The 22,575-nt window shown below is 34.5% G+C and carries 20 protein-coding genes, 2 tRNA genes and 1 pseudogene; 11 read left to right on the top strand and 12 right to left on the bottom strand.

All coding sequences use genetic code 11. The annotated features are described in order from the left end of the window. Positions 1-634: 634 nt before the first annotated feature. Positions 635-1,768: an alpha/beta hydrolase family protein gene (locus tag JR312_RS01445; protein ID WP_416647529.1), complete on the bottom strand. Its 1,134-nt coding sequence runs from the start codon at positions 1,766-1,768 to the stop codon at positions 635-637. Between the two features lie 184 nt (positions 1,769-1,952). Between JR312_RS01445 and JR312_RS01440 the strand changes: the two are divergent. The 4 genes and pseudogenes from JR312_RS01440 to JR312_RS01425 all read left to right on the top strand — a co-directional run. Beyond that, positions 1,953-2,609 (top strand): annotated as a pseudogene (locus JR312_RS01440) (CADD family putative folate metabolism protein); the annotation flags it as partial. A 22-nt stretch (positions 2,610-2,631) separates the two neighbouring features. Then, positions 2,632-3,018 carry a dihydroneopterin aldolase gene (locus JR312_RS01435; protein WP_264331313.1) on the top strand — a complete coding sequence of 129 codons (387 nt, stop codon included), beginning with the start codon at positions 2,632-2,634 and terminating at the stop codon, positions 3,016-3,018. After that, on the top strand, positions 3,015-4,268 hold the full coding sequence (gene folP, locus JR312_RS01430) for a dihydropteroate synthase (RefSeq protein WP_416647528.1): 1,254 nt from the start codon (positions 3,015-3,017) through the stop codon (positions 4,266-4,268). The genes JR312_RS01435 and folP overlap by 4 nt, the downstream gene beginning before the upstream one ends. Further along, positions 4,265-4,744: a dihydrofolate reductase gene (locus JR312_RS01425; protein WP_416647527.1), complete on the top strand. Its 480-nt coding sequence runs from the start codon at positions 4,265-4,267 to the stop codon at positions 4,742-4,744. Before folP ends, JR312_RS01425 begins: the two co-directional genes overlap by 4 nt. 278 nt (positions 4,745-5,022) lie before the next feature. On the opposite strand, the gene JR312_RS01420 is transcribed toward JR312_RS01425, so the two are convergent. Further along, a complete protein-coding gene (locus JR312_RS01420; protein ID WP_416647526.1) occupies positions 5,023-5,913 on the bottom strand; it encodes an alpha/beta hydrolase in 891 nt (296 codons plus the stop codon). 610 nt (positions 5,914-6,523) lie between these two features. On the opposite strand from JR312_RS01420, the gene cutA reads away from it, so the two are divergent. The 3 genes from cutA to JR312_RS01405 all read left to right on the top strand — a co-directional run bounded on the left by cutA (position 6,524) and on the right by JR312_RS01405 (position 7,488). Beyond that, positions 6,524-6,859 carry a divalent-cation tolerance protein CutA gene (gene cutA, locus JR312_RS01415; RefSeq protein ID WP_006015205.1) on the top strand — a complete coding sequence of 112 codons (336 nt, stop codon included), beginning with the start codon at positions 6,524-6,526 and terminating at the stop codon, positions 6,857-6,859. Continuing rightward, positions 6,850-6,921, top strand: a tRNA-Gln gene (locus JR312_RS01410). Before cutA ends, JR312_RS01410 begins: the two co-directional genes overlap by 10 nt. A 138-nt stretch (positions 6,922-7,059) precedes the next feature. Continuing rightward, the gene (locus tag JR312_RS01405; protein ID WP_227738357.1) at positions 7,060-7,488 is read left to right on the top strand and encodes a hypothetical protein; all 429 of its coding nucleotides are present in this window, start codon (positions 7,060-7,062) and stop codon (positions 7,486-7,488) included. Here JR312_RS01405 and JR312_RS01400 read toward each other — a convergent pair. Next, on the bottom strand, positions 7,485-7,775 hold the full coding sequence (locus tag JR312_RS01400; RefSeq protein WP_416647525.1) for a hypothetical protein: 291 nt from the start codon (positions 7,773-7,775) through the stop codon (positions 7,485-7,487). The two genes, JR312_RS01405 and JR312_RS01400, sit on opposite strands and share 4 nt — an antisense overlap. A gap of 439 nt (positions 7,776-8,214) precedes the next feature. Continuing rightward, positions 8,215-9,411: a succinyl-diaminopimelate desuccinylase gene (gene dapE / locus JR312_RS01395; RefSeq protein ID WP_264330920.1), complete on the bottom strand. Its 1,197-nt coding sequence runs from the start codon at positions 9,409-9,411 to the stop codon at positions 8,215-8,217. 42 nt (positions 9,412-9,453) lie between these two features. Here dapE and JR312_RS01390 point away from each other — a divergent pair, with 42 nt between their 5' ends. Next, entirely contained in the window at positions 9,454-10,719 is a 1,266-nt protein-coding gene (locus tag JR312_RS01390; RefSeq protein WP_264330919.1) for an iron-containing alcohol dehydrogenase, read from the top strand. 556 nt (positions 10,720-11,275) lie between these two features. On the opposite strand, the gene JR312_RS01385 is transcribed toward JR312_RS01390, so the two are convergent. The 6 genes from JR312_RS01385 to dnaE form a co-directional block, all read right to left on the bottom strand. Next, positions 11,276-11,347, bottom strand: a tRNA-Met gene (locus JR312_RS01385). Next, on the bottom strand, positions 11,347-12,639 hold the full coding sequence (gene purB, locus JR312_RS01380) for an adenylosuccinate lyase (RefSeq protein ID WP_264330918.1): 1,293 nt from the start codon (positions 12,637-12,639) through the stop codon (positions 11,347-11,349). Before purB ends, JR312_RS01385 begins: the two co-directional genes overlap by 1 nt. A 112-nt stretch (positions 12,640-12,751) precedes the next feature. Further along, entirely contained in the window at positions 12,752-13,276 is a 525-nt protein-coding gene (gene rplI / locus JR312_RS01375; RefSeq protein WP_416647524.1) for a 50S ribosomal protein L9, read from the bottom strand. 3 nt (positions 13,277-13,279) lie between these two features. Continuing rightward, positions 13,280-13,558, bottom strand: coding sequence for a 30S ribosomal protein S18 (rpsR, locus tag JR312_RS01370; protein ID WP_015587948.1), 279 nt, complete (start codon positions 13,556-13,558; stop codon positions 13,280-13,282). A 47-nt stretch (positions 13,559-13,605) separates the two neighbouring features. After that, the gene (rpsF, locus tag JR312_RS01365) at positions 13,606-14,331 is read right to left on the bottom strand and encodes a 30S ribosomal protein S6 (protein WP_416647536.1); all 726 of its coding nucleotides are present in this window, start codon (positions 14,329-14,331) and stop codon (positions 13,606-13,608) included. Between the two features lie 48 nt (positions 14,332-14,379). Then, the gene (dnaE, locus tag JR312_RS01360; RefSeq protein ID WP_416647523.1) at positions 14,380-17,709 is read right to left on the bottom strand and encodes a DNA polymerase III subunit alpha; all 3,330 of its coding nucleotides are present in this window, start codon (positions 17,707-17,709) and stop codon (positions 14,380-14,382) included. A 199-nt stretch (positions 17,710-17,908) separates the two neighbouring features. Here dnaE and JR312_RS01355 point away from each other — a divergent pair, with 199 nt between their 5' ends. Together JR312_RS01355 and JR312_RS01350 are read left to right on the top strand one after the other, a co-directional pair. Further along, entirely contained in the window at positions 17,909-18,859 is a 951-nt protein-coding gene (locus tag JR312_RS01355) for an ankyrin repeat domain-containing protein (protein WP_416647522.1), read from the top strand. Continuing rightward, positions 18,834-19,031 (top strand): hypothetical protein, encoded by a 198-nt coding sequence (locus JR312_RS01350; RefSeq protein WP_416647521.1) that lies wholly within the window; start codon positions 18,834-18,836, stop codon positions 19,029-19,031. Before JR312_RS01355 ends, JR312_RS01350 begins: the two co-directional genes overlap by 26 nt. A gap of 62 nt (positions 19,032-19,093) precedes the next feature. On the opposite strand, the gene JR312_RS01345 is transcribed toward JR312_RS01350, so the two are convergent. Beyond that, a complete protein-coding gene (locus JR312_RS01345; protein WP_264331015.1) occupies positions 19,094-20,005 on the bottom strand; it encodes an LD-carboxypeptidase in 912 nt (303 codons plus the stop codon). A gap of 293 nt (positions 20,006-20,298) precedes the next feature. Beyond that, on the bottom strand, positions 20,299-20,916 hold the full coding sequence (gene lipB / locus JR312_RS01340; protein WP_264330912.1) for a lipoyl(octanoyl) transferase LipB: 618 nt from the start codon (positions 20,914-20,916) through the stop codon (positions 20,299-20,301). A gap of 304 nt (positions 20,917-21,220) precedes the next feature. On the opposite strand from lipB, the gene JR312_RS01335 reads away from it, so the two are divergent. Beyond that, positions 21,221-22,573 carry a hypothetical protein gene (locus JR312_RS01335; protein ID WP_416647520.1) on the top strand — a complete coding sequence of 451 codons (1,353 nt, stop codon included), beginning with the start codon at positions 21,221-21,223 and terminating at the stop codon, positions 22,571-22,573. The last annotated feature ends 2 nt before the right edge of the window (positions 22,574-22,575 follow it).

Genomic DNA, 22,575 nt, shown 5'->3' with positions numbered 1-22,575 from the left:
TGAATCTGATTATAATGACAATTAGAGATATTTTAAGAGCTCAAAAATTTATCTTTGTCTGCAGACTTTCAATTAACTTTTCAATAAAAAACGTAGCGTATCTTTTTCAGCGTATACACACGTCTGTCATATGTGCGCTGCATTTTTTTCTAATTTATACAGGAGGATTTTATGTCCAGAATTCCAGATATTTGACCTTTACCTTAGCTAATAAAAACCAACTGGCGCCTTTGGTTTTTATAAAGAAAATCTAGGAAATAACCAAAAACTGTTTCCAGGCATAAATTTGCCATGTATACCTAAAAAGTAATGATATTAACATAATGTTCACATTTGTATGCTAATATTAATATTATTTAAATTGAAGAATATTATGGAACAACAAGCATCAAACAAAGAGAAAGGGATTGAATTTAGATATAATCAATGTAAGCAGAAATGCCATTCCTACAAAACAAAACGGACAGACCAAGAATGCCTAGATAAATGCTATGAGAAGTACGTTTCTAAACTTTATCCATAAATTAGTGAGAAATTATTAGCTAGTGAAAACAATCTCTATGATGAAAGCACAAAATTATCACTTATGGCAGATACTCTAGATGCAATGTTTTTTTAATCACAAAAGAAACACTTATTTCAATATTTGCAGAGATGTTAGCTTTTTAGATATATTCTGACTTATTGAATAATTCTTTAAATTGGTAAAATACTGTTTCTTTTCCTCTATTTCTTTTTCACTATTCTTTCCACATATCGCTTCTGTTTTTATCTCTGGTTGTTTCTCTTGATTGAGAGAGCCCTTCTTTTCAAAATAATTATCTGTGAATTCTAAAAAGAGTGAAATCAGCTCAGGAAGATTGTATTTGTGTTCACTTGATGAGCACAATTCTGTAATCGAAGAAAAGTGAATATCATCTGCCTTAATAGGTAGTAACGATAGAAACTTATTCCAGCATTTTTTCATTATTCCAACTTCAGGTTCAAGGTTTTTTATTTTAGCTAAGTTGGCATGCTCCATAAAAAACTCTTTATATTGCTCAAAACCTTCAAAAGTTTCTTTTTTTTGGTAGTTTTTTTTCCTATGACTTTTTTCTATGTCAGCAATTTTAGTACCTATATTTGCCTGCTTACTAATAAAGCCATCGTTCTCTAAGTTAAAACAAATTGTGTATGGAGTAATGTCGTTTACTATTGTGTGTGGCTTAAAGTGCCAACCAAAGCATTTGAGTATGAATTTTATTATAGGAGGAAATAGCCATTTAGGTTTTGATATGTGTAGTAATTTCACTACAAGTTTTTTGAATGAGCTAAAGGATTTATTGATAACGCATCTTAAATGAACATTGTCATCTTTTTTAAACTTTTTATAAACCTCTGCAGCTATTGGTCCTCCAGCGCAGCTTCCATATAATACTATATTATCTGGGTAAATGCCTTGCTTTAGAAGATCTGAAATGACTGCAATTCCTGCATTTACTCGATTTTGACCGTTTAAAGAATGACCTTTGCTTTTTCCAGAACCAGGAAAATTAATAAGGTGAACATCCATACCTGCTTCAGCTGCCCAATTCCATTCACTTTTGTCTTCATCTGGCTCTTTTTCAAAAGTATATGTAAGCCCTGGAAAGTAAACTATATGCTTTTTCTTTCTGCTATCTGCACTGCTCTTCGAGTTTGACATCACTATCTTTTGAATTCGCATTCCATTTTGAACTTCTACGAACTCTTCCCTAATTTTTATTGTATTTTCTTCTGTTACTTTCATTTTGCGTTTTTCACTATATTGATTTAATAATACATGAAATTTTAGAAAAAATCAATTTTTACTAAAAAATTAACCAATAACGCATCTATCTTTGTATTTATTGGAATTAAGGTAGTAATGAGAAATGTCTCTTGACATTTGATAAACCTAAACGTAGCCTAAAACAATTTAGTGTTTATTTACGACATTTGTTCAATCACTTAATAATCAATTAGATAGTTTACACTTATTAAAACACCCGTTTTACGAGTCATGGAATGAAGGTAGCTTAAGCCTGCGGGCTCTGCAAACCTATGCTAAGGAATATTATCACCATGTTGCTGCTTTTCCTCGTTATATCAGCGGTATACATTCCTTGTGTCCGAATTTGAAAATGCGGCAAGTTTTACTTGGTAATTTAATAGAGGAAGAACAAGGCGACGAGAATCACCCAGAATTATGGCAGCGTTTTGCTGAAGGACTGGGAGTAGCACGTTCAGAACTTTGTGAAAATGCACAAATTAAGGAGACACGAGAATTAGTTGATGGTTATTTTGACATTGTAAAATCAGATTTTGCAGCAGGTCTTGGAGCTCTGTACGCTTATGAACGTCAAACTCCAGAGGTTTCTAAGTCTAAAATTGAAGGTCTGAAAAAACACTATTCAATAAATGATGAGCGTTCTCTCAAATTTTTTACCGTTCATATGGAAGCTGATGAATGGCATTCTGAGGAATGTGCAAACCTTATTGCAGATTTAAGCGAAGAAGAGCAAGAGAAAGTCATACAAGGCGCTAAAAAAGGAGCAAAACTCTTATGGGGTTTTCTTGACGGCATGCTGAATGTTAACGTTTGCCATTAATTATAAGTAGATACTAAATTCAGTGGTAGCATGTAATCTTCTTATATCTGATCTGCGGCTTTGGGTTCATTTAGGATGTAGCGCAGAAGAGAAGTCTTCTCCCCAATTGGTGAGTATTGATGTTGATGTCACTTTTAAATCTCCTCCTTTAGGACTTACAACTGATCAACTTAAAGATACTATCTGCTATTTGGAGGTAGTGCAGAATATTCAATCTCTTGTTCAGGGCAAGCAATTTAATTTAATCGAACATTTAACTCATGAGATATACAGAGCCATTAATAACCTTTTGCTGCGAAAGAAGCATATTATTTCTTCTGTCAAGGTGACTACTCATAAAACTGCACCACCAGTTCCTGGTGTGCATGGGGGCGTTTTTTTTACTTACTGTAATGAATTGCAAGAATGATCTATATTTCTATTGGTTCAAATATAGGGAATCGCCTTTCCCATTTACAAAAGGCTACTGAGTTACTAAAGAAGCGCTATTTAAAAGACTTAAAGTCTTCAATCATTCTAGAAACTAAGGCTATTTTACCAAATGGTGCTCCACCTGATTGGAACAAGCCATTTCTCAACATGATTGTCTATGGAAGTTGTTCTTCTTCTCCTGAGGAGCTACTAAAAGGCTTAAAACAAATCGAATGTGATATTGGTCGTCCACAAGTCTACGAAAAATGGGCACCTCGTGTTATTGATTTAGATATTTTGTTATGGGATGATCTAACGCTTGATATACCTGACCTTAAAATTCCTCACCCAGAATTAGTAAATAGACCATTTTTGCTCCACTTGATGGCAATGGTTAACAAAACCTTTGCTTTCAATGCTCAAGACTGTTTTTCAAAGAGTTTTACGCTTTCACCAAAGCTTATGGGTATCGTCAATATTACCCCTGATTCATTTTCAGATGGTGGTCTTTATTATGATGCGAATCGAGCAACCAAGCAGGCATTGCAGCTGGTATCAGATGGTGCAAGCATAGTTGATCTTGGAGCTCAATCAACAAGGCCTGGAGCTTCAATAAAGACGCCAGAGGAAGAGTATGAACGTCTAAAACCAGTACTTGATAATCTTAGCGACTATATGAAAAATGGTGATATTGAAGTCAGCATTGATAGTTTTTGGCCAGACGTTATTTTAAACGTTTTGAAGCACTACAATATTGCCTGGGTAAATGATCAGAAGGGAGATCTGAGTAGTAATACCTTAAAAGAAGTTGCTAGCAGTGGGTGTAATGTCGTTATTATGCATTCACTTTCGATACCACCACATAAGGACAATATTATTCCACATGATATTGACCCAATTGATATCATAAATAATTGGGCAGAGGAGAGCATTAATAGGTTACTTGACCTTGGTTTTGATGAAAATTCAATAATTATTGATCCTGGTATTGGTTTTGGCAAATCTATGTATCAGAATATTCAGATTTTACGCAGTATAGAAACTTTACAAAATTTTGGCTGCAAGGTTTTAGTTGGTCATTCCAGAAAGTCATTTATTTCCTCTTTTTCCATAGAATCTCCCTCTAATAGAGATTTAGAAACGATTGCTACATCTGCTATACTGCAAAATAAGGTTGATTTCCTTAGAGTACATAATGTACGTGACCACATGAGATTTTTTGTAGCCCAAGCTGTCTTAAAGGGATGAAGATTATTGGAATTATGGCTGTTGACCCTAATGGGGTAATTGGAATAAATAATGATTTGCCCTGGCGTTATCCAAGTGAGTTTAAACATTTTTGTCAAGTAGCCGACAAGCAAGTTATTGTGATGGGAAGAAAGACATTTGAAACCGTGCCTCAGAGTATACTAAAGAATCGTACACCTATTGTTTTCTCCCGTAACAAGTGTTTTAATAGAGGCCCAAAATGTACTGTTGTCTCTTCCATGCAAGAATTTCTGTCAATTCAAAGTAGTTCTCAAGTCTTTGTGATTGGTGGGGCACAAATAGTACACCTTTTTTTAGAGCATAACCTAATCTCAGAATTTATTATGACTGAAATGCATAAAACTTATAAAGGTGATACGTATTTCAATTTAGCACTCCTTGATCAGTGGAATAAAACTATTCTCACTAAAACTAAAGACTATACTATATGCAATTGTGTCCGTTCAGCAGAGTAGTAAAATAAGGTAAGCGAGAAAAGACAACTATCAGTGCATGACACTGGCTCCTTTATGATGGTCAGTGCCCAGAAACTGGCATCCAGTTAAATTTATGGATCTCAGTGTTAGCTACTTAAATAACAGGGGAGAGCTACTAAATGACATCTTCAATTTCTGTACAGCTACATCGCAAGAAAGGAAGCACTGGCTTTCACATTAGCAAATTCCCTGAATAGATGCATACAATTTAATGCATAATGAAGTGTGACCTTAGCCAAAAAAAAGCAGCAAAAAAGTTAACGCGTTCTAGACGTAACTTTACTAAGTACCATTTCTCTTAATTCTTCAGTCAGTGTGCCACTATCCAAAACACTGTTATGAGGATCATCTCCATATATACACAGATCATCACGAATCTTGATCGGATTACCATTTAATAATCGATCATCTCTCATTGCATTTGCCAACTGTGCGGGAAGTGGTATTAATTTGTCTCTTGCGTGATTAATAATTACTATTAGCGTTTTTTCATTTTGTGACTTTTGTAAATTATCTACTATATCAAAGTCTAAATCGAAGGCTTTTAGTATTCTTTTTAGTAGGAATGAGGGCAGTATACTCAAAATTTTCGTCTGAGGCATTGGAAAATGCTCTATTGCTGTATGAAAAGAACTAAAAGTGCTAGTGAAGACAATTCCTCCAAGTTTAACATCTCTATTCGCAAAATGCCTTGATACTTCTGATGCAACTGCTCCTCCAAAAGAATGACCGAAAAGTATAATATTTTCGGGTTTTACACCTTGATTTATTAGTTGATTAATTTTCTCTGTTGAAGACTTGAATAAGTTTTGATTCTTATTTAGAAACGGAATCATGAGTAGCAATATAGATAAAAAAACACAAGCTGAAGCTGATAAGACTGCCAATCCAGCTGTTCTAGCTGTTATTGGATTAGTGAGCAGTATGACAGTAGGTGGCAATATTGATGCTAGTAAGCATACGAAGCTGGTTAAGGCATAAGTTATATAATTTTGAAATGCAGCCGGGTATTTGTGTGCATGAGTGTGAAAATTAGGTATATCATGGTGGTGCATGAGCTCAGATTGCATATCTTTACAGAATGTAGTTGCATTTTTATAATTATCCCCTAGTCCATGAAAGAATATAAGATGTATTTCGTTAGGCATTATTCTCACTATAAAATACTTTCAATTATATACTATTCTTATAATTTTGCTAAGCTTTTTATATATTAACTAGTGAACCGGCAATCTTAAAATGCTTGCAAGATCTACTTACATCAAGTTGCATTAGTTTTTTTTGTATCCGTTCATCAGAGTAGTAAAATAAGAAAAAGAGAAAAGAAGACTAAATGAATTTCATCCGAGTAGCTGACACTGACATCTATATAAAGACAATCTAATGCACTCATTTAAAGTGAAGTTTTCTGGATCCCAGTGTCTAGGCACTGGGATGACAAGAAAAGAGTTGACTTGAATGACACCGAATAGGCACTGGGACAGAGGCTACTTGAATAATATTTCACCATGTCATTCCAGCACTTGATGCTGGAATCCAGAAGTTTTTTGAGCACAAAAGTCATGCTAAGTTTTTGTTGTTAAGAAAGGCTGGATAGCTACTTGAATGACAAGAGGAGAACTACTGGGATGACAAGGGGAGAGCTACTAAATGACATCTTCAATTTCTATGTGTCAAGCACTGAAGAGGTCTCTCCTATTTTCTCTTGATGAATAAATCTAAGTAGAGTATAGTAAAAATGCATTTATGTAGCGATTAATGAGCAACTTAGTTTTAGTCTATATAACTTTTTCAAACTTGAAAGAGGCTCAGGCTATTTCTGAAGAATTGTTAAACGAGAAGTTAATTGTGTGTGTAAATATATTTCCTGAAGTAAACTCTCTGTATTTATGGGAAGGTAAAACTAATAGTAATTGTGAAGTAGTGGCAATTATGAAAAGTAGGAATGATCAGGCTGATAAGATTGTAGAAAAAATCGAGTCAATGCATTCTTATGATCAACCAGCCGTTGTGATAATACCCATAGGAAAAGCGAATAAATCTTTTACTAATTGGGTTAATAATGTTATTGATATAAACAATATTGGGGTGTAGCCAAGTGGTAAGGCAGCGGTTTTTGATACCGCCACGCGAAGGTTCGAATCCTTCCACCCCAGCTTTATTGAAGTGTGCGTGAAATGATATCACTTTTTTATAAATTAAGGTTATTTAATTACATACTCGGCAGTTTGAAAGATATAGTTGTCAAGCTATTTCTTTTCACTTTGTATCTTTATACATCGAGCATTATGCTCATGTTTCTCACCAGTGGCTTTTGGTATGCTGTAGAGTTTAGCTCTTTCAAAAATGCATTTTACCATTTGTATCAATATTTAAAATGGTATTATGAAAATAGAGATGATTTGGGTTATGGAGTTTCTATTAGAATATTAGTAGCGTTTCTTACTCCGCATTTTCTCTACAAATTATTTTCTGGCACAGGCTGGAAGTCTTTTTTCAAGGAGAAGATAGTTCAGATACTCAGCACAAGAAGAAAAATGAGTAATAAACCAAATGGCAGTAGTTATGGTTATAGTAATAAGAACAGTTACGGTAACAATAATCTTCAAGAGGCAGAACGGAAAGTGAATATGATAAAGCAGCTATTAATCCAAGATATAGATGAAGCTATAGAAAAAAGATTAAATGATATTTTTCTTGGTGAGAGGGGTAAACCTCATTAAAAGGGCTTTATCTTTTTTAGAATTGGCTGTATTTTGTTTTTTACGTATAATGGATCGCAATCAGCCAGTATACATGTTTCAACAAAATCTTGACTGAAGTCTGATAGCCAGGAAATTGCTTTACGTTTCTCTACCAAGCTTTCTGTTTTTTTACGGTTACTTGCTGCATCAATCATTGCCTGTGATATCACTGATTGCCACAGTATGCAGTACCTTTGTATATCATCTAAAGTGCTATTTGCTTCGTGATGGTGAAAAAATTCTTTGAAATTGAAGTTATTTGACATTACGTACCTCTTTAAGTTGAAAATTAGAATTTGAAGTAGTGCGAAAGTTGTCTGCTGCAATGAGTAGCCTTTATGACAGTCAGACCGGGTTTTATGTGAGCTATAAATGTTTAAGAAATTATATCTGTTCAGATCTATGTGAAACCAGTGCTTCTTTTCTTGTTATCCGAGCTGGGATCCAGGTTGACAAAAGCGCTTTACAACGTTTTGTGTACAAAAGCCAGTGTTGCATGACACTATTTGTTCTTACACCCTTTTTGTCTATCTTATTTTGTCACTCTGCTGAACAGATAATTTTCGCCAATAAGCTTTCTACTGAATTTTTGTTATTAAGCTCGCACAGATCAAAGACAAGTTTTGAGTCAAAAATACCCTTAATATTATAATAAGGGGTTAGTAAAATGTGTCTAGTAAGTTTTCTTCTCTATGCAACTGCACCTCAAGCTAATAATGGACCATCAGGCGTATTACCAATTACATTGATTTGGTTTAATATTTTATTACTGGGGTAAAAATAATTTTTTATAAACTCCTTATATATAGCTGTTAATTTATGTATATCGTCTATTGATACGCATTCATTTACCTGATGTGCGGTTTTGTTGATCATACCAAATTCAATTACTGGACAAATATCCTTAATAAACGCAGCATCAGATGTGCCACCATTTGTACTCAGCACAGCATCAATACCGGTAATTTTATTTATCGCATCAAGCATAATATCAGTATTTCTATCAGGAATAGAGAGAAAAACGTCCCTGCTGCTCTGCATAGACAGTTTATAATCGTTAGTCACATTGGTGCATATTGCATCAATCATCTTATATAAAACGTCTGGTGTTTGTGTATTGTTATATCGAACATTAAAACCTGCTGCTATTGAACTAGGTATTAGATTATTAGTATTATTTCCAACGTCGATAGTAGTAATTTCGCAATGTGAAGGCTGAAAGTATTTATTACCAGTATCAAAAGTGGTATCTTTTATCTTACTTAGTATCGATACCATTTTATATATTGGATTATCTGCTAGATCTGGGTAGGCAACGTGCCCTTGTTTACCATGGCAAATCAATTTAAATGTTGCAGAACCTCTTCTACCTATTTTTATGGTATCACCTAATTTCTCACTACTCGTTGGTTCTCCAACTATACAAAAATCTATCTTTTTTTGCTTGCTTTTCATCCATTCCAAAATGGCCTTTGTTCCATGTTCTTCCGTGCTTTCTTCAGCGCTGGTAATCAATGCACTGATTGAACCGCTGAATCGAAACTTACCTGCAACTGAATCTACGATAGCAGCAATAAATGCAGCTACTCCGCCTTTCATATCAGCTGCTCCTCTTCCATATAGCATTCCATCTCTAACTTCTGGCTTAAATGGATCAGATATCCAATCTTTTAACTCACCTGGTGGTACAACATCAACATGTCCAGCAAAACACAAGTTTGGTACTCCATTTATATATTTCGCATAAAGATTTTTAACTTTATCACCAAACTCTAAAATCTCACATTCAAAACCACTTTTCTTGAGAATGGCTGCTATATGCTCTATTGCCCCATCGTCTTTTGGTGTTATACTTTTAAAAGAAATTAATTTCTTAGTTAGTTCTACAGGGTCAATCTTCATATCAATCTTGAAATACTAACATTACCGTATTGTAAACATTCTATGCGATATTTAAAACAAATATTACAGCACACAGAACAAGTTCTTATAAGGGAAGTAACAGTACTTGCTGATAATATCTATGAAATATGTAGACAATACGGAAATGACATTTTTCTGATTGCAGATGAAAATACAGCAAAACTTTTAAACAAAAACATACTTAATAAAGTTTCTCATTTAATTATTCCAGCCACACCTGTCATTCCAGTGCGTGACTATGATGGATCGCAGTGTCACGCTACTTGGATGACACCAAATAGACTGAACAGAGCTGCTTCTCTCCAAGCTGTAAACCTAGTTAGAAATAAAGCAAAAGATAGTGACTTAATGGTTGCATTTGGCAGTGGCACTGTTAATGATATCTGTAAGTACGCAAGCTATTTAGAAGGCAAAGACTACATATCCTTTCCAACAGCTGCTTCCATGAATGGATATAGCTCTGCAAACGCTTCAATATTAGTTGATGGATATAAAAAATCGTTCGGAGCACATCTTCCAAAGGCAATATACATTGATACCGATATAATTGTCAACGCACCACTACGCCTCACATTAAGTGGATTTGCAGATTTCATCTGCCGTTCAACAGTACAAGCCGATTGGCTATTATCTAATCTATTACTTGGCACAGAATATAATGAACTCCCCTTTAAACTTGTTCGGGATCTGGAGGAAATTTTGCTCAGAGAACACTTGGCACTTGCTAAAAAAGATAAAAGAGTAGTTTTATTACTTATGGAAGCCTTATTGATTTCAGGACTTGGAATGGTGATGTCAAAAGGCAGCTACTCTGCAAGCCAAGGAGAACATATGATAGCTCATGCAATGGAGACGGTAACAAAAGATTATTCCTCCTCGTTACATGGCGAAAAAATTGCTGTTACGACGATTACTATGGCTAACTTGCAAGAGGAGATATTGTCAATACAAAACCCGATTACCAAACCGATCACTTTAGATGTAAAACATATAACTCAGTGCTTTGGTAATACCGAATTTATAAAAATTCTAAAGCAGAAGCAAATTATGCAGCAAAAAATTCAAGAGATTATTTGCAAAGAATGGAGTAATATTTCTAGTTTAATTAAGCAAAATTTACTATCTGCAAAACACCTGCAGAAAGTATTTGAAGATCTATCAATTCCGTACTTACCGGAGCATCTTAATTGGAACAAAGAGCAATATTGCAAGGTAGTCAATCTTACATTTGCAACAAGAGATAGATTCACCTTTCTTGACCTAGCTGGTTGTATAGAAAAAAGTTAGATTTTGTGTATTCGTTCAGTAGGGTAGCAAAATAAGATAGACAAAAACACAGTAACAAATGGTGTCATTCAAGTAGCTATCCAGCCTTTCTTAACAACAAAAACTTAGCATGACTTTTGTGCTCAAAAAACTTCTGGATTCCAGCATCAAGTGCTGGAATGACATGGTGAAATATTATTCAAGTAGCCTCTGTCCCAGTGCCTATTCAGTGTCATTCAAGTCAACTCTTTTCTTGTCATCCGAGTGCCTAGACACTGGGATCCAGAAAACTTCACTTTAAATGAGTGCATTAGATTGTCTTTATATAGATGCCAGTGTTAGCTACTCGGATGAAATTCATTTAGTTGTCTTTTCTCATCTACCTTACCACTTTCTTGAACGGATACCATTAGCCATTCCCCTGAATAGATACAACAAATGTTGTATCTTTATCACTTCACATACATTATTCCATATACTATATGAACAACTGAAAAAAAAACTTCAGCTAATTGGACAATGAATCACGTTATTTTGTCAAATGCGCTGCTCTTGCCAAACCATAGTTTAGCTTGAGTGGCTGAGGAGGGATTTGAACCCCCGACCAAGAGATTATGATCCTCCTGCTCTACCACTGAGCTACTCAGCCTAATTAAAAACCTTGCTATATATGTAATCTATATGTTTCATATAATACTTCAAATCAAACAAAGACTCAAGTTTTTCAGAGTCAATAATTCCATGCAAGGATTTATCTTGTTTCAATTCGAACAGAAAATCACTGTTATCTTGCTTTACTTTCATTGCATTATTCTGAACAATTTTATATGCCTCTTCCCTAGTTAAACCACTACTTACCAACTCAAGCAATACACGTTGTGAAAAAACCAAGCCTTTTGAAGAATTTAAGTTCTTTTCAATATTTTCCTTATTGATCACCAATTTATCTATCAAATCTGTTAATCGTACTAAAGCAAAATCCATTGCTATACAAGCATCAGGAGCAATGCACCTTTCCACAGACGAGTGCGATATATCTCGTTCGTGCCATAGTGCAACATTTTCTAATGCAGGAAAAACATAGCTGCGTATTAAGCGTGAGAGCCCAGTCAAATTCTCACTTAAAATAGGATTACACTTATGCGGCATAGCAGAACTTCCCTTCTGCCCAGTGGAAAAATATTCAGAGATTTCGCCGACTTCAGTTCTTTGCAAATGACGAATCTCAATTGCAATATTTTCTATTGAGCTTGCAATTACTCCCAAAATTGAAAAGAACATGGCATGTCTATCACGAGGGATGACTTGAGACGATATGGTTTCAGGTATGAGTCCCATTTCTTTCGCTACATACTCTTCAACAAATGGATTAATATTTGCAAAATTACCTACTGCACCTGATATTTTACAAATTGAGATCTCTTTTTGCGCGCTAATTAATCTCTGATAATTGCGTTTAAATTCAGCATAAAATCTAGCAAATTTTAACCCAAGAGTTATTGGTTCTGCATGCATTCCATGACTGCGCCCAACACAAACAATATCTTTATAGTCCTCAGCTTTTTTTTTCAATACTATAAGTAAATTTTTTAGATTCTTGAGTAAAATATCACATGACTCTTTCAACTGCACTGCAAGGCATGTATCTAAAACATCAGAACTTGTCATTCCGTAATGGAGATAACGAACATCAACTCCCGCTTTTTCAGCAATATATGTCAAAAAAGCTATAACATCATGTTTTACAATGGATTCAATTTCGTTAATACGCTCAATATCAAATTCAATAGCACCAGAGAGCTTTTCAGCAACATCATTTGGAATAACTTTTAATTTTGCTTGAGCTTCACATGCTAATTTTTCTATTTTGAGCCATATGTTGAACTTATTTTTTTCTTCCCAAATGGAAGAGATTTCTTTGCGGCTATAGCGTGGGATCATTAGATGATCCCTGTCTTATCTTTGAACATGCTAGATCCCAGTGTGTAACACTGGGACGACAGAAAAAAAGTGCACTGGAATGACAGGAGTAGTTGAAATATTTTATTCACTGCTATTCGTTATTTGTATCTTCTTGTTGCTCAGATTTCTGATTTTGCAACTTTACTTGCCTCAATTCATGTGCATCTTTCTCAGATCTGACAACGTATATAGTAATTGGCACTATCACTTTACTATGTAATTCTATATTCACTTGATACTCGCCCAAATTTTTGATACTTATTCCACCAAAAGATAAACTATGATGACTTATATCATATCCTTCTTGTGATAAAGTTTTTGCAATTTCACGTGTGGTTACAGAGCCAAAAATCTTTCCATCCTCTGAAGCTTGCTTTATTAATATAATAAATTTATCATGCAGTGATGATGCAAGCACTTTTGCTGCATTTAATTTTTTGGTATTTTCTTCTTCCAATAATAAACGCTGTTCCTCTAACTTTATTAAATTTTCCTTAGTGGCTTTCATCGCCTTTTTTTGTGGAAAAAGAAAATTACGTGCATAACCTGGCTTAACTTTGACAACTTCACCAATCTTACCTAAAGTTGTTGTACTTTCCTTTAAAATTATTAACATAAATTACCTAACTTTTTTAGTACAGTAAGGAGCAAGAGCTAAAAAGCGTGCTCTTATAATTGCTAAGCGCAACTTTCTTTGTTTTCTTGCGCACACACCTGTTAACCTTCTAGGTAATATTCTACCATAGTCAGAGGTGAATTTGGACAATAAATCTATATTCTTATAGTCTATGTCCTCATCTTTAGATGCAGCAAGAGGACAGACCTTAGGACGCCTAAAGCCAGTTCTGTTATTTACAGACACGTAAGAATTATTAAAACTATTTCGTCTTTTCATCATTATGCACTTTTCTCCTCAATTTGTTTATCCATCATGTAAGATTTACCTTAAAAAAACTCATTAACCCGTACAGACAAGTGGCGAATAATATTCTCATTCAGTTTTACTCTACGCTCAAATTCATCCATAATGCTTGAAGTAAAACTTATACACATCATACAGTAATGACCACTTTTCATCTTATTTATTGGGTATGCAAAATCCAATAGACCCCAATATTCATATTTTATCAATCCTGAAGCTTCAATATTTTTCAAAAGCACTTCCAGCGTTTTACTCAATTGATTTGAGTCTACTATTTTAAAACTTTTTAAAACCTCTTGAAGGGGCTTTATTAGATGCTGTGAAATATTTTCCTTAAAAGCATTTACTACATTATAGATAAATGCACTTTTAGTTTTAGCTCCTGGAAGGTCCATAAAATTTTGTTTTATTCCCGTATCACTTAGTTCATTTTTCAATTCTTTATCGATTCTTGACTTTATTTCTTTTAAATTTGAAAAATCTTCTTCCAATTCAAACCATAAAATTTTTGTCAGAGTTTCCAAAAAATCAGAGTAAACAATCAGACTTTTTTTAATGCTTTCAGTACTTGCCTCTAGCTCTTGTTTTGTAACTGTGCTATGTTCTCTTTCTATGAGACCTTTAACCTCCTGAGAAGTAACATCTGCTTTAATATTTTTCAACAAAATAGCCAATTCTTGGACCATTTCTTCTACTTCTTGCTGCAATAAGTTCGGTTGTGCTATAAAAGTAAATTCATAGAGATTCACTATATCTTCCTTTAATATCAATTAAACACTTTATTATATAAAACTTTTTTATATAAGCAAGTTATTTGTATTAATTTCTACGCCTTCAATCCAACTTAAGTGAGATATTTCATAAATAGCTTGGGGGGTGATTGAATATGCACCTGGCAACAAGATGCTGACTTTATGTTTTTCGAGAAGAAACTCTAGCATTATTTTGGTTTTGCCTCCATTTTTCAATACTGAATTCAACTCCTCAGCAACTTTTTGCGAGTCTGCACATACAGCAGTTAAAACTAATCCTTTCATTAGAGAAGTAACCTTCTCTGTAAATTCAGATATGTCCTTTCCTGATAGTCTCGTTGTGTTTTCTGAAATTTCAAGATCAATTATCACAAATGCTCCAGGTGAAAATAGATTCCTTTTTTCTTCTATTATTTCATTATTGTAGAATGCTATTTCAGAAACATTGTGGGGATCAGAAAGTGTTAGGATAACAAATCTTCCACGTTCTGAGGTTCTCATACGCACATTTAATATTACACCAGCAGTTTTTATCGTCTTACTCTCTCCGATAAACCCAATATTTAATTTTTTCAAAAGAGTTTTAAATTTTTTAAGCGGGTGATTAGTTAAATAAAACCCTAGTGAAAACAACTCATGCTCTAATTTTTCCTCTTCATTAAAATCTTCCACGTTCTCAAGTTTTGGCTTGAGGACATCAAGATTGCCAAATAAAACAGCTTGATTTGACTGCCTATTTTTATTTGCAAAGTAAATCAATGTGTCTATTGACTCGTATAACTGCTTTCTATTTTGGTGCACACTATCGAATGTTCCAGATTTAATTAAACTTTCTAATGCCCTTTTATTTATTATATGCCCCAAATTTTGAATGAATTCCCATATGTCCTTATAAGAACTTGAGCGTGCATTTACTATTCCTTCTGCTATAGCAAAACCAACATTACGCAAAGCAGCAATTCCGTAGCGTATGTGCTCACCCTCTATTGAAAATTCAGCCTTAGATTTGCTGATATCAGGCGAAAGAACAGCAACTCCACTGAATTTTGCAGCATGATAAAACAAATTCAGTTTGTCTCTATCATCAATATTGAGATTCATCAAGGCCGTAAAAAATTCTAGCGGGTAGTTAGCCTTAAGGTAAGCTGTGTGGTAAGATATAATCGCATATGCTGCAGCGTGGGATTTATTAAATCCATAACCAGCAAATTTTGCAACAAGATCAAAAATATAACTTGCCCTGTCGTAATCAACACCGTTTTTTGTTGCTCCTTGAACAAAAAGTTCACGTTGTTTATCCATCTCTTCCTTAATTTTCTTACCCATGGCACGTCTGAGTAAATCTGCCTCTGCTAAGCTATATCCAGAGAGAATACGCGCTATTTCCATTACCTGTTCTTGGTAGATTATTACTCCGAATGTTTCTTTTAACACCTTCTCAAGCAATGGATGAATGTAATCTGGCTTTTCAAGTCCATGCTTTCTTGCAACATAAGTTGGAATGTTATCCATAGGCCCTGGGCGATAAAGAGAAATTAAAGCGATGATATCTTCAATGCAGTCTGGCTTTAGTTTGATTAAAGCTTCTCTCATTCCCGAACTTTCAAGCTGAAACACTCCGATTGAATCACCTCTTGAGAGCATTTCATAGGTTCTTTGATCAATCAAAGAAACCGAGGAAATATCAAATTTTTTTTCATCACGATTAATTAAACGACATACATGATCTATTAGTGTTAGCGTACCAAGTCCAAGAAAATCAAATTTTATTAACCCAGCTTTCTCTACATATTTCATGCTGTATTGAGTGATTGGCAGAGCCGAATTTGGATCATAATAGACGGGAACAAAATTTTCTAATTTTTGATCGCATATTACAATTCCAGCAGCATGAGTTGAAACGTGACGATATATTCCTTCGAGCTTTAGTGATATATCAAGAAGCTTTGCAATTACCTCATCACTATCTCGTTCTTTCTGCAGGTTTTGATCAAGCTCTATCGCTTGCGATAAAGTTACAGGATTTACTGGATTAAATGGAACCATTTTAGATATTTTATCCACTTGAGAGTAAGGCATTTGCAATACTCTACCAACATCACGCAATACTGCCCTTGCTTGCAATTTTCCAAAAGTGATTATTTGAGCAACATAACCGTACTTTTTCTGAACATAATCAATAACCAGGTCCCTTTTCTCTTGGCAGAAATCGATATCAAAGTCAGGCATTGATATACGATCAGGGTTTAAAAATCTTTCAAAGATCAGACCAAATTTTATTGGATCAAGATCTGTAATCTGCAAGCTCCAAGCAACAATTGATCCAGCACCAGAACCTCTTCCCGGTCCAACTGGAATGCCATTTGCTTTGCTCCAACGAATAAAATCAGAAACTATCAAAAAGTAGCCAGCGTAGTTCATCGAAGTTATTACGCTTAGTTCGTAATTCAGCCGATCGTAGTATTGTTTAAGGTCTATGTCCGTTTCATTTGCAATGCGGAATTCTAATCCTGCAACTGCCTGCTCCCTCAGTTCTTCATTCTCAGTTTTATTTTCTCGACAAGGAAATTTAGGCAAGATAGGCTGCCTGCTTCTTGGCATGTAAGAGCACCGCTTAGCTATCACTAAAGTGTTATAAATTGCTTCGGGAATGTCGCTGAACAGTTCCTCCATTTCTTCCACAGATTTGAAGTAATGCTCGGTAGTTAACTTCTTTCTGTTATTCTCCAGGGCATAACTGCCCTCCGATATGCACGTTAATATATCATAAGCTTCATAATCAGATCTATTTGAAAAAAACACATCATTCGTTGCAACTAGTGGTATATTGCGCTGATAAGCAAAATCTATTAAAGCTTCTTCAAGCTCTAGCTCTTTATTCAGCCCATGACGCTGCAATTCAACATATAAATGACCATCGAATGCTGAAAGCAGTTTTTCAACCGTTTCTTTGTCTTGCTTCAATAACAGTTGAGCCAATATGCCGTCATATCCACCAGTTAAGGCGATTAAGCCTGAACTTAAATTTAATAGCTCATCAAAATCAACGTAAGGAATATCGCTGTTATTCTTGCGCTTTTTAAAAGACTCACTCACCAAGGTGACTAAATTAGTGTACCCTTGTTCATTTTTTGCAAGTAGCAGTATTGATAAATTTTGTTCTAAGTGTCGAACGATAATATTGCATCCTATTATTAACTGTATTCCCCTATTAGCTGCATATTCTGCAAATTCAAGTGAGCCAAATAAGTTGCCTGAATCAGTAACTGCAACTGCCGGCATTTTGTTCTGCAAACAAAGACCAATCAGCTCCTCAATTTTAACCGAACTCTCAAGCAGAGAATAAACGCTATGAACACGCAAATGTATGAACATAAAAAACTTTAGATTAGCAATAAAAGGATAACATTAATTTGCTTGTAAGGATATGAAAAGGTCTAACACTGAAATAACACAAAGAGGCTATTTGAATCTAATTTACTATTCACAATCCCGGTTATTAGCTTATTTGAGTTGACTTTTCATCATAATTATGTAATAATTAAACATATTGTTTAATATTGAAGGTAAAATTATGCCATATAAATCACTGAAAAAAGTACTGAGAACAATTAACGATAAGAAAGATTTAGATAAAGATAATATAATTGAGAAAATAAAAACAGAACTAAAGGAACAGGATCAAGGTCTATATCAAAAGTGGGAGAGCAATGGATCTGATGTAAATTATGTATTTAATTCTTCCCTCTCATCGATGAAATTTACGTTATTAACGATAGCTGCTGAGTATGGTTACGCAAATATAGTAAAGATTTTACTAGAAAAAGAAGCAGATGTTCATAAGAAAGGTCACTTCGATATGACTCCTTTGCATTTCGCTGCTCGGAATGGTTACGCAAATATGGTAAAGATTTTACTAAAAAAAGGAGCAAATGTTAATGAGAAAGGTTACTTCGATACAACTCCTTTGCATTTCGCTGCTTGTAATGGTCACGAAAAGACAGTAGAGGTTTTACTAGAAAAAGGAGCAAATGTTAATGAGAAAGGTTACCTCGATATGACTCCTTTGCATTTCGCTGCTTGTAATGGTCACGAAAAGACAATAGAGGTTTTAATCCAAGCAGGAGCAAATGTTAACGCAGTAGATGAATATGGAAAGACTACGTTAGGTCGTGCTAAGGAATATATTAAAAAGTGTGCTGAAGGTTATGCTAAGGGTAAAAACGCAATAAAAGCTCTATTAGAGGCAGGAAGGGGCCCTTTTGTGAAAGCGTGTAATAAATCAATGATTGCCGGTGGAGTAACTGGATTATTAGGCACTGCTATAGCAGTGGCACTTTTTACAACTGGAACAATTGCAGTTCAGTTGATACCTATAGTTATAGCAGTGGTTGCAGTTACAGCAGCAGCACTGGTAGTTGGTTGTGCTACATATGAATTGTTAAAGCCTAGTACTAAAGTTGATGGAGCAGAAAAATCATCGGCCGTCTTAACAACAAATGAACAGCGAGAAGCTGCTTTATAGTAGAGCGCGTTACGCACATCTGTACAGAGTTGAAGATGTCATGCAAGTAGCTGACACTGGCATCCAGTTTTTTTTGTGCAATTCCGTCAAAAAAAAGCGCTTTCGTGTTTACCAACTTAGTTGGATTCCAGTGTCAAGCACTGGAATGACACCAAAGAGGCTACTCGAATGACAAGAAAGAGGGCTACTTGGATGACAACGAAGATGCTGGAATGAAAGGAGTGTTAGATAAAGCTACTTGTATAACTGTTGCACATCCATAAACTCCTTCTCGTTTTGAATGCTGATGATAGTGTGAGTGTTGAAAGGTAAAGGGTCATTTATATGTCCATGGCCTACTCCTTTCATTGTAAATACTGGAAAGTTGACACTTTTTGCAAACCTTTCTTTTACAATTTCGACAAGATTATCATTATAACAGTTAATAAAGTCTCCAAAGATTACTGCATCTACTCCATCAAAAATATGAGCTTGTTTTAGGTGATCTAGACTGCGCTCAATTGAATATGGATAAACTTTTATGTCTTCTAAAAATAGAATTTTGTTTTTTGCGTTTATTTGCCAAGCAGTTCCTATGCTATTTTCAACCAAAGTCATATTACCACCGATGATTTTAGACTCTAATCTGCCATTTTTTAGTCTAACTCCATTATTTATCATCTTTAAGTTGTCAAATCTGATAGAGTTGTGTTGGTTAAGAATTAATTCTTTTAATTTTTCAACAGAGCTTTCAGCAACAGAGTTATTTACTATCATTTCCAACATGGTACCGTGAAGAGTTTGCCAATCATATTTAACTTGCAGATAAATATGTAAAGCAGTGATATCACTATAGCCTATAAGAATTTTTTTGTTTTGAGCAATTCTTTCTTTTTTATCATCGGGCAGCTTTTCTAGGTAAGGAATTAGCCGAGAAGCCCCTTCTCCTCCTCTGATACACCAAATTATTTTGCTATCATCAGTGAGCGCATTAACCAAATCATTCGCTCTAAACTCATCAGAGTTAGAATAAAATGGGTTGTCATTACTGTATATTTTCTCCGAAATGTGAGGATTAAAATCCAAAGTTTTTACGTATTCTCTTATAGTAGGCAGATCTGATTCTTTTCCTTTCGAAGAAGGAGCAATAATATCAACTTGGTCCATTGCATGAATATCTGTGTTAGCACCATAGCTGTACGAACATTCATTTTTGAAGACAGCAAATGGTGTCATTCCAGTGCTTGACACTGGAATCCAGAAATTTTGCTTATAACTGAGCTGATGAGCTAAAGGTAGTTGTCTTACGCTAAAACAAACGTTTTTAATTAAGTTGCATAGAAGCTGGATCCCAGTGTCTGGGCACACCCCACTGGTGGGAATTGCTCCCAAACTACAACGTTCGTACAGTTGTGTGTTAGCACATAAAGTGAAAATAAAATATAAAAGGTAAATGATCATTAAAATATCTTATAAAACTCTTTTTTTAGTATATCATCGAGTTCAGAAAGTAGAACTTTTACTCCTAGTTTTTCCATTGATGTAACGCCGTAATCTTTTAGTCCACAAGGAATAATACCCTCATAGTGGGAAAGGTTTGGAGAGACATTAAGTGCTATGCCATGATAAGTTACCCATTTTCTCAAGCGAATGCCAAAAGCTGCTATTTTTTCTTCTACTCCGTTGTTGTTCACCCAAATGCCTATTCTATCTTCCTTAAATTCCCCAAGTATATTAAAGTGTTTTAAAACATTTATGATCCAATTACTTAGGTCTCTGATATATAGTTTTATGTCACATTTGTTTCTTTTTTTAAGATTTAGCATTAAATATATAATGCGCTGCCCTGGTCCGTGATATGTATATTTACCACCCCTACCTGTTTTATATATAGGAAATAATTTTTCAATAATGTCATCATCTGTTGCACCGATTCCTGCAGTATAAAGTGGAGGGTGCTGGAGCAGCCATACTAGCTCATCAGATAAATTATTGTAAATTTGTTGAATTTTTGCTTCCATGAATTCTACAGCATTGTTATAATCAATAAGTTGGTTAGATATTAGCCATTCCGTCATATTCAATTTCTTTTGTTAAACTTCATACTACTCAATAAGTAACTTGATTTTCAAGCAAGTTTAGGCTTTTGGTGAGCTCCTAAAGCTTTCCGTGTAAAGTTGTGTAGGGCTTTGTAACGAAAAAAGGAAGCCATTGCCTGATGATGAAGAATTTGACATATGTTGCTAGATATGCTAACATCATTAATAAATATTTAACATTTATATTTTTAGCTAGGGGGTAATTATACCAAATATAAGTACAGAGTTTAAACAAAAAACTCAACTTCTTGAAAAACATTTTCATGATAGAACACTTCAGCCTATGAGCGAGTTCAAGAAAGTAGGAGAGAAGGAAGTAGGCTGCAGTTCAGGATTTCAAGCAGAGCATGAGTATAGTAACAATGAAGGTGACAAGGCAGCTTTCATGGTTAAGTCTGTTCTAAACCATACTCTGACAAAAGAGGAAGAACAGTCTAAGTTAGCACAATTCAAAGAATCTTTTTACAAAGGATCAAGAAAAGCTACAAAATTGCAAAATCCTTATTTGCCGGATTTTATAATAAACAGTCTTATTGATTTATTATGGCTGCAGGTAGAAAGCAGTATATGTTATGACGACTTAAATATTGCTGATTTTATCAGGGAATATGTTGCTGGTGATTTATATAAGCTGTTTTTATATGACAGAGCTCCAATTGTTGAATTGGTAACAAATAACGATTTGCCAGAGGAAAGATTTGCTAATGGTAATGATCAATTTAAAGAGCGCATCGAGCAAGAGAAAGATCAAGAGCAACTTCATCTGAGATCAAAGTTTTTGAGTAAGTTTACAACATTAATGGATCTTAAGAAAAAAGGTGAAAATTACCAAGATGCAAAAGGTTTTGAGAAAATACTGGCTGCTCAAATATTGCTTGGAGAAGCTGATATTGTGAACCCAGAAAATTTTGGTGTAATAGAAAAGGAGTATGAAAATGCAAAGGGTGAAAAAGTAAAAGAAAAACTCTGGGCAAAAATTGATCATGGTAGGTCATTCTATTTAAGCTTTAGTAATGTCAAAGGTTATTTACAAAACTTTTTTACCTTTCTGATCCCATTGAGAAGCTATGGCATAAAAATAGATCTAGAAAAGCTATCAAAAGAATTAGAGGATTTTATTGACTATTATGATCAGAATAAAGAAAAATTTGAAGCTTTAATGGATAGGAAGGCAAGCACTTTAAATCATGTATTGAATCCTAATATGGAATTTAAGCTTAGGTATACTAATGGATCCAGATTTAATGTTAGGAATTTTAAGTACATGAATGGGGAATTTAAAGTCCAAAAGAAGCAAGTAAGTTTTTTTATTAAAACTCCTGATAACAATTCTCCAAGTACTAGTTTTAGTGATTACTTTAAGCAAAACTTAGAAACTCAGGTTAAAATGGCAAGAAATCTTACTGGTCCATTGAAAGATCTTGCTGAACCATGGAAAATTTTCGATAAAATTGAAAAGATTAATAGCTACATAATTAAACCTTCATTCTGTCTATTTGTTCCAACGTTAATAGCAGCTATATTCACAAGTGGAACTTTATGCACAGCTTTTACTGTAGCTGCAGCGGTAACAGGAATGTGTATGCTCGTTGGAAGGGAACGTTCAAAAAAGTGTGTCAAACCGAAAAAAAAGTAATA

The sequence above is a fragment of the Wolbachia endosymbiont of Nasonia giraulti genome (assembly GCF_048054155.1).
GTDB lineage: Bacteria > Pseudomonadota > Alphaproteobacteria > Rickettsiales > Anaplasmataceae > Wolbachia > Wolbachia pipientis_C.
Note: the sequence above shows the minus strand (reverse complement) of the source record. Positions and strands in the feature narration are given on the sequence as shown.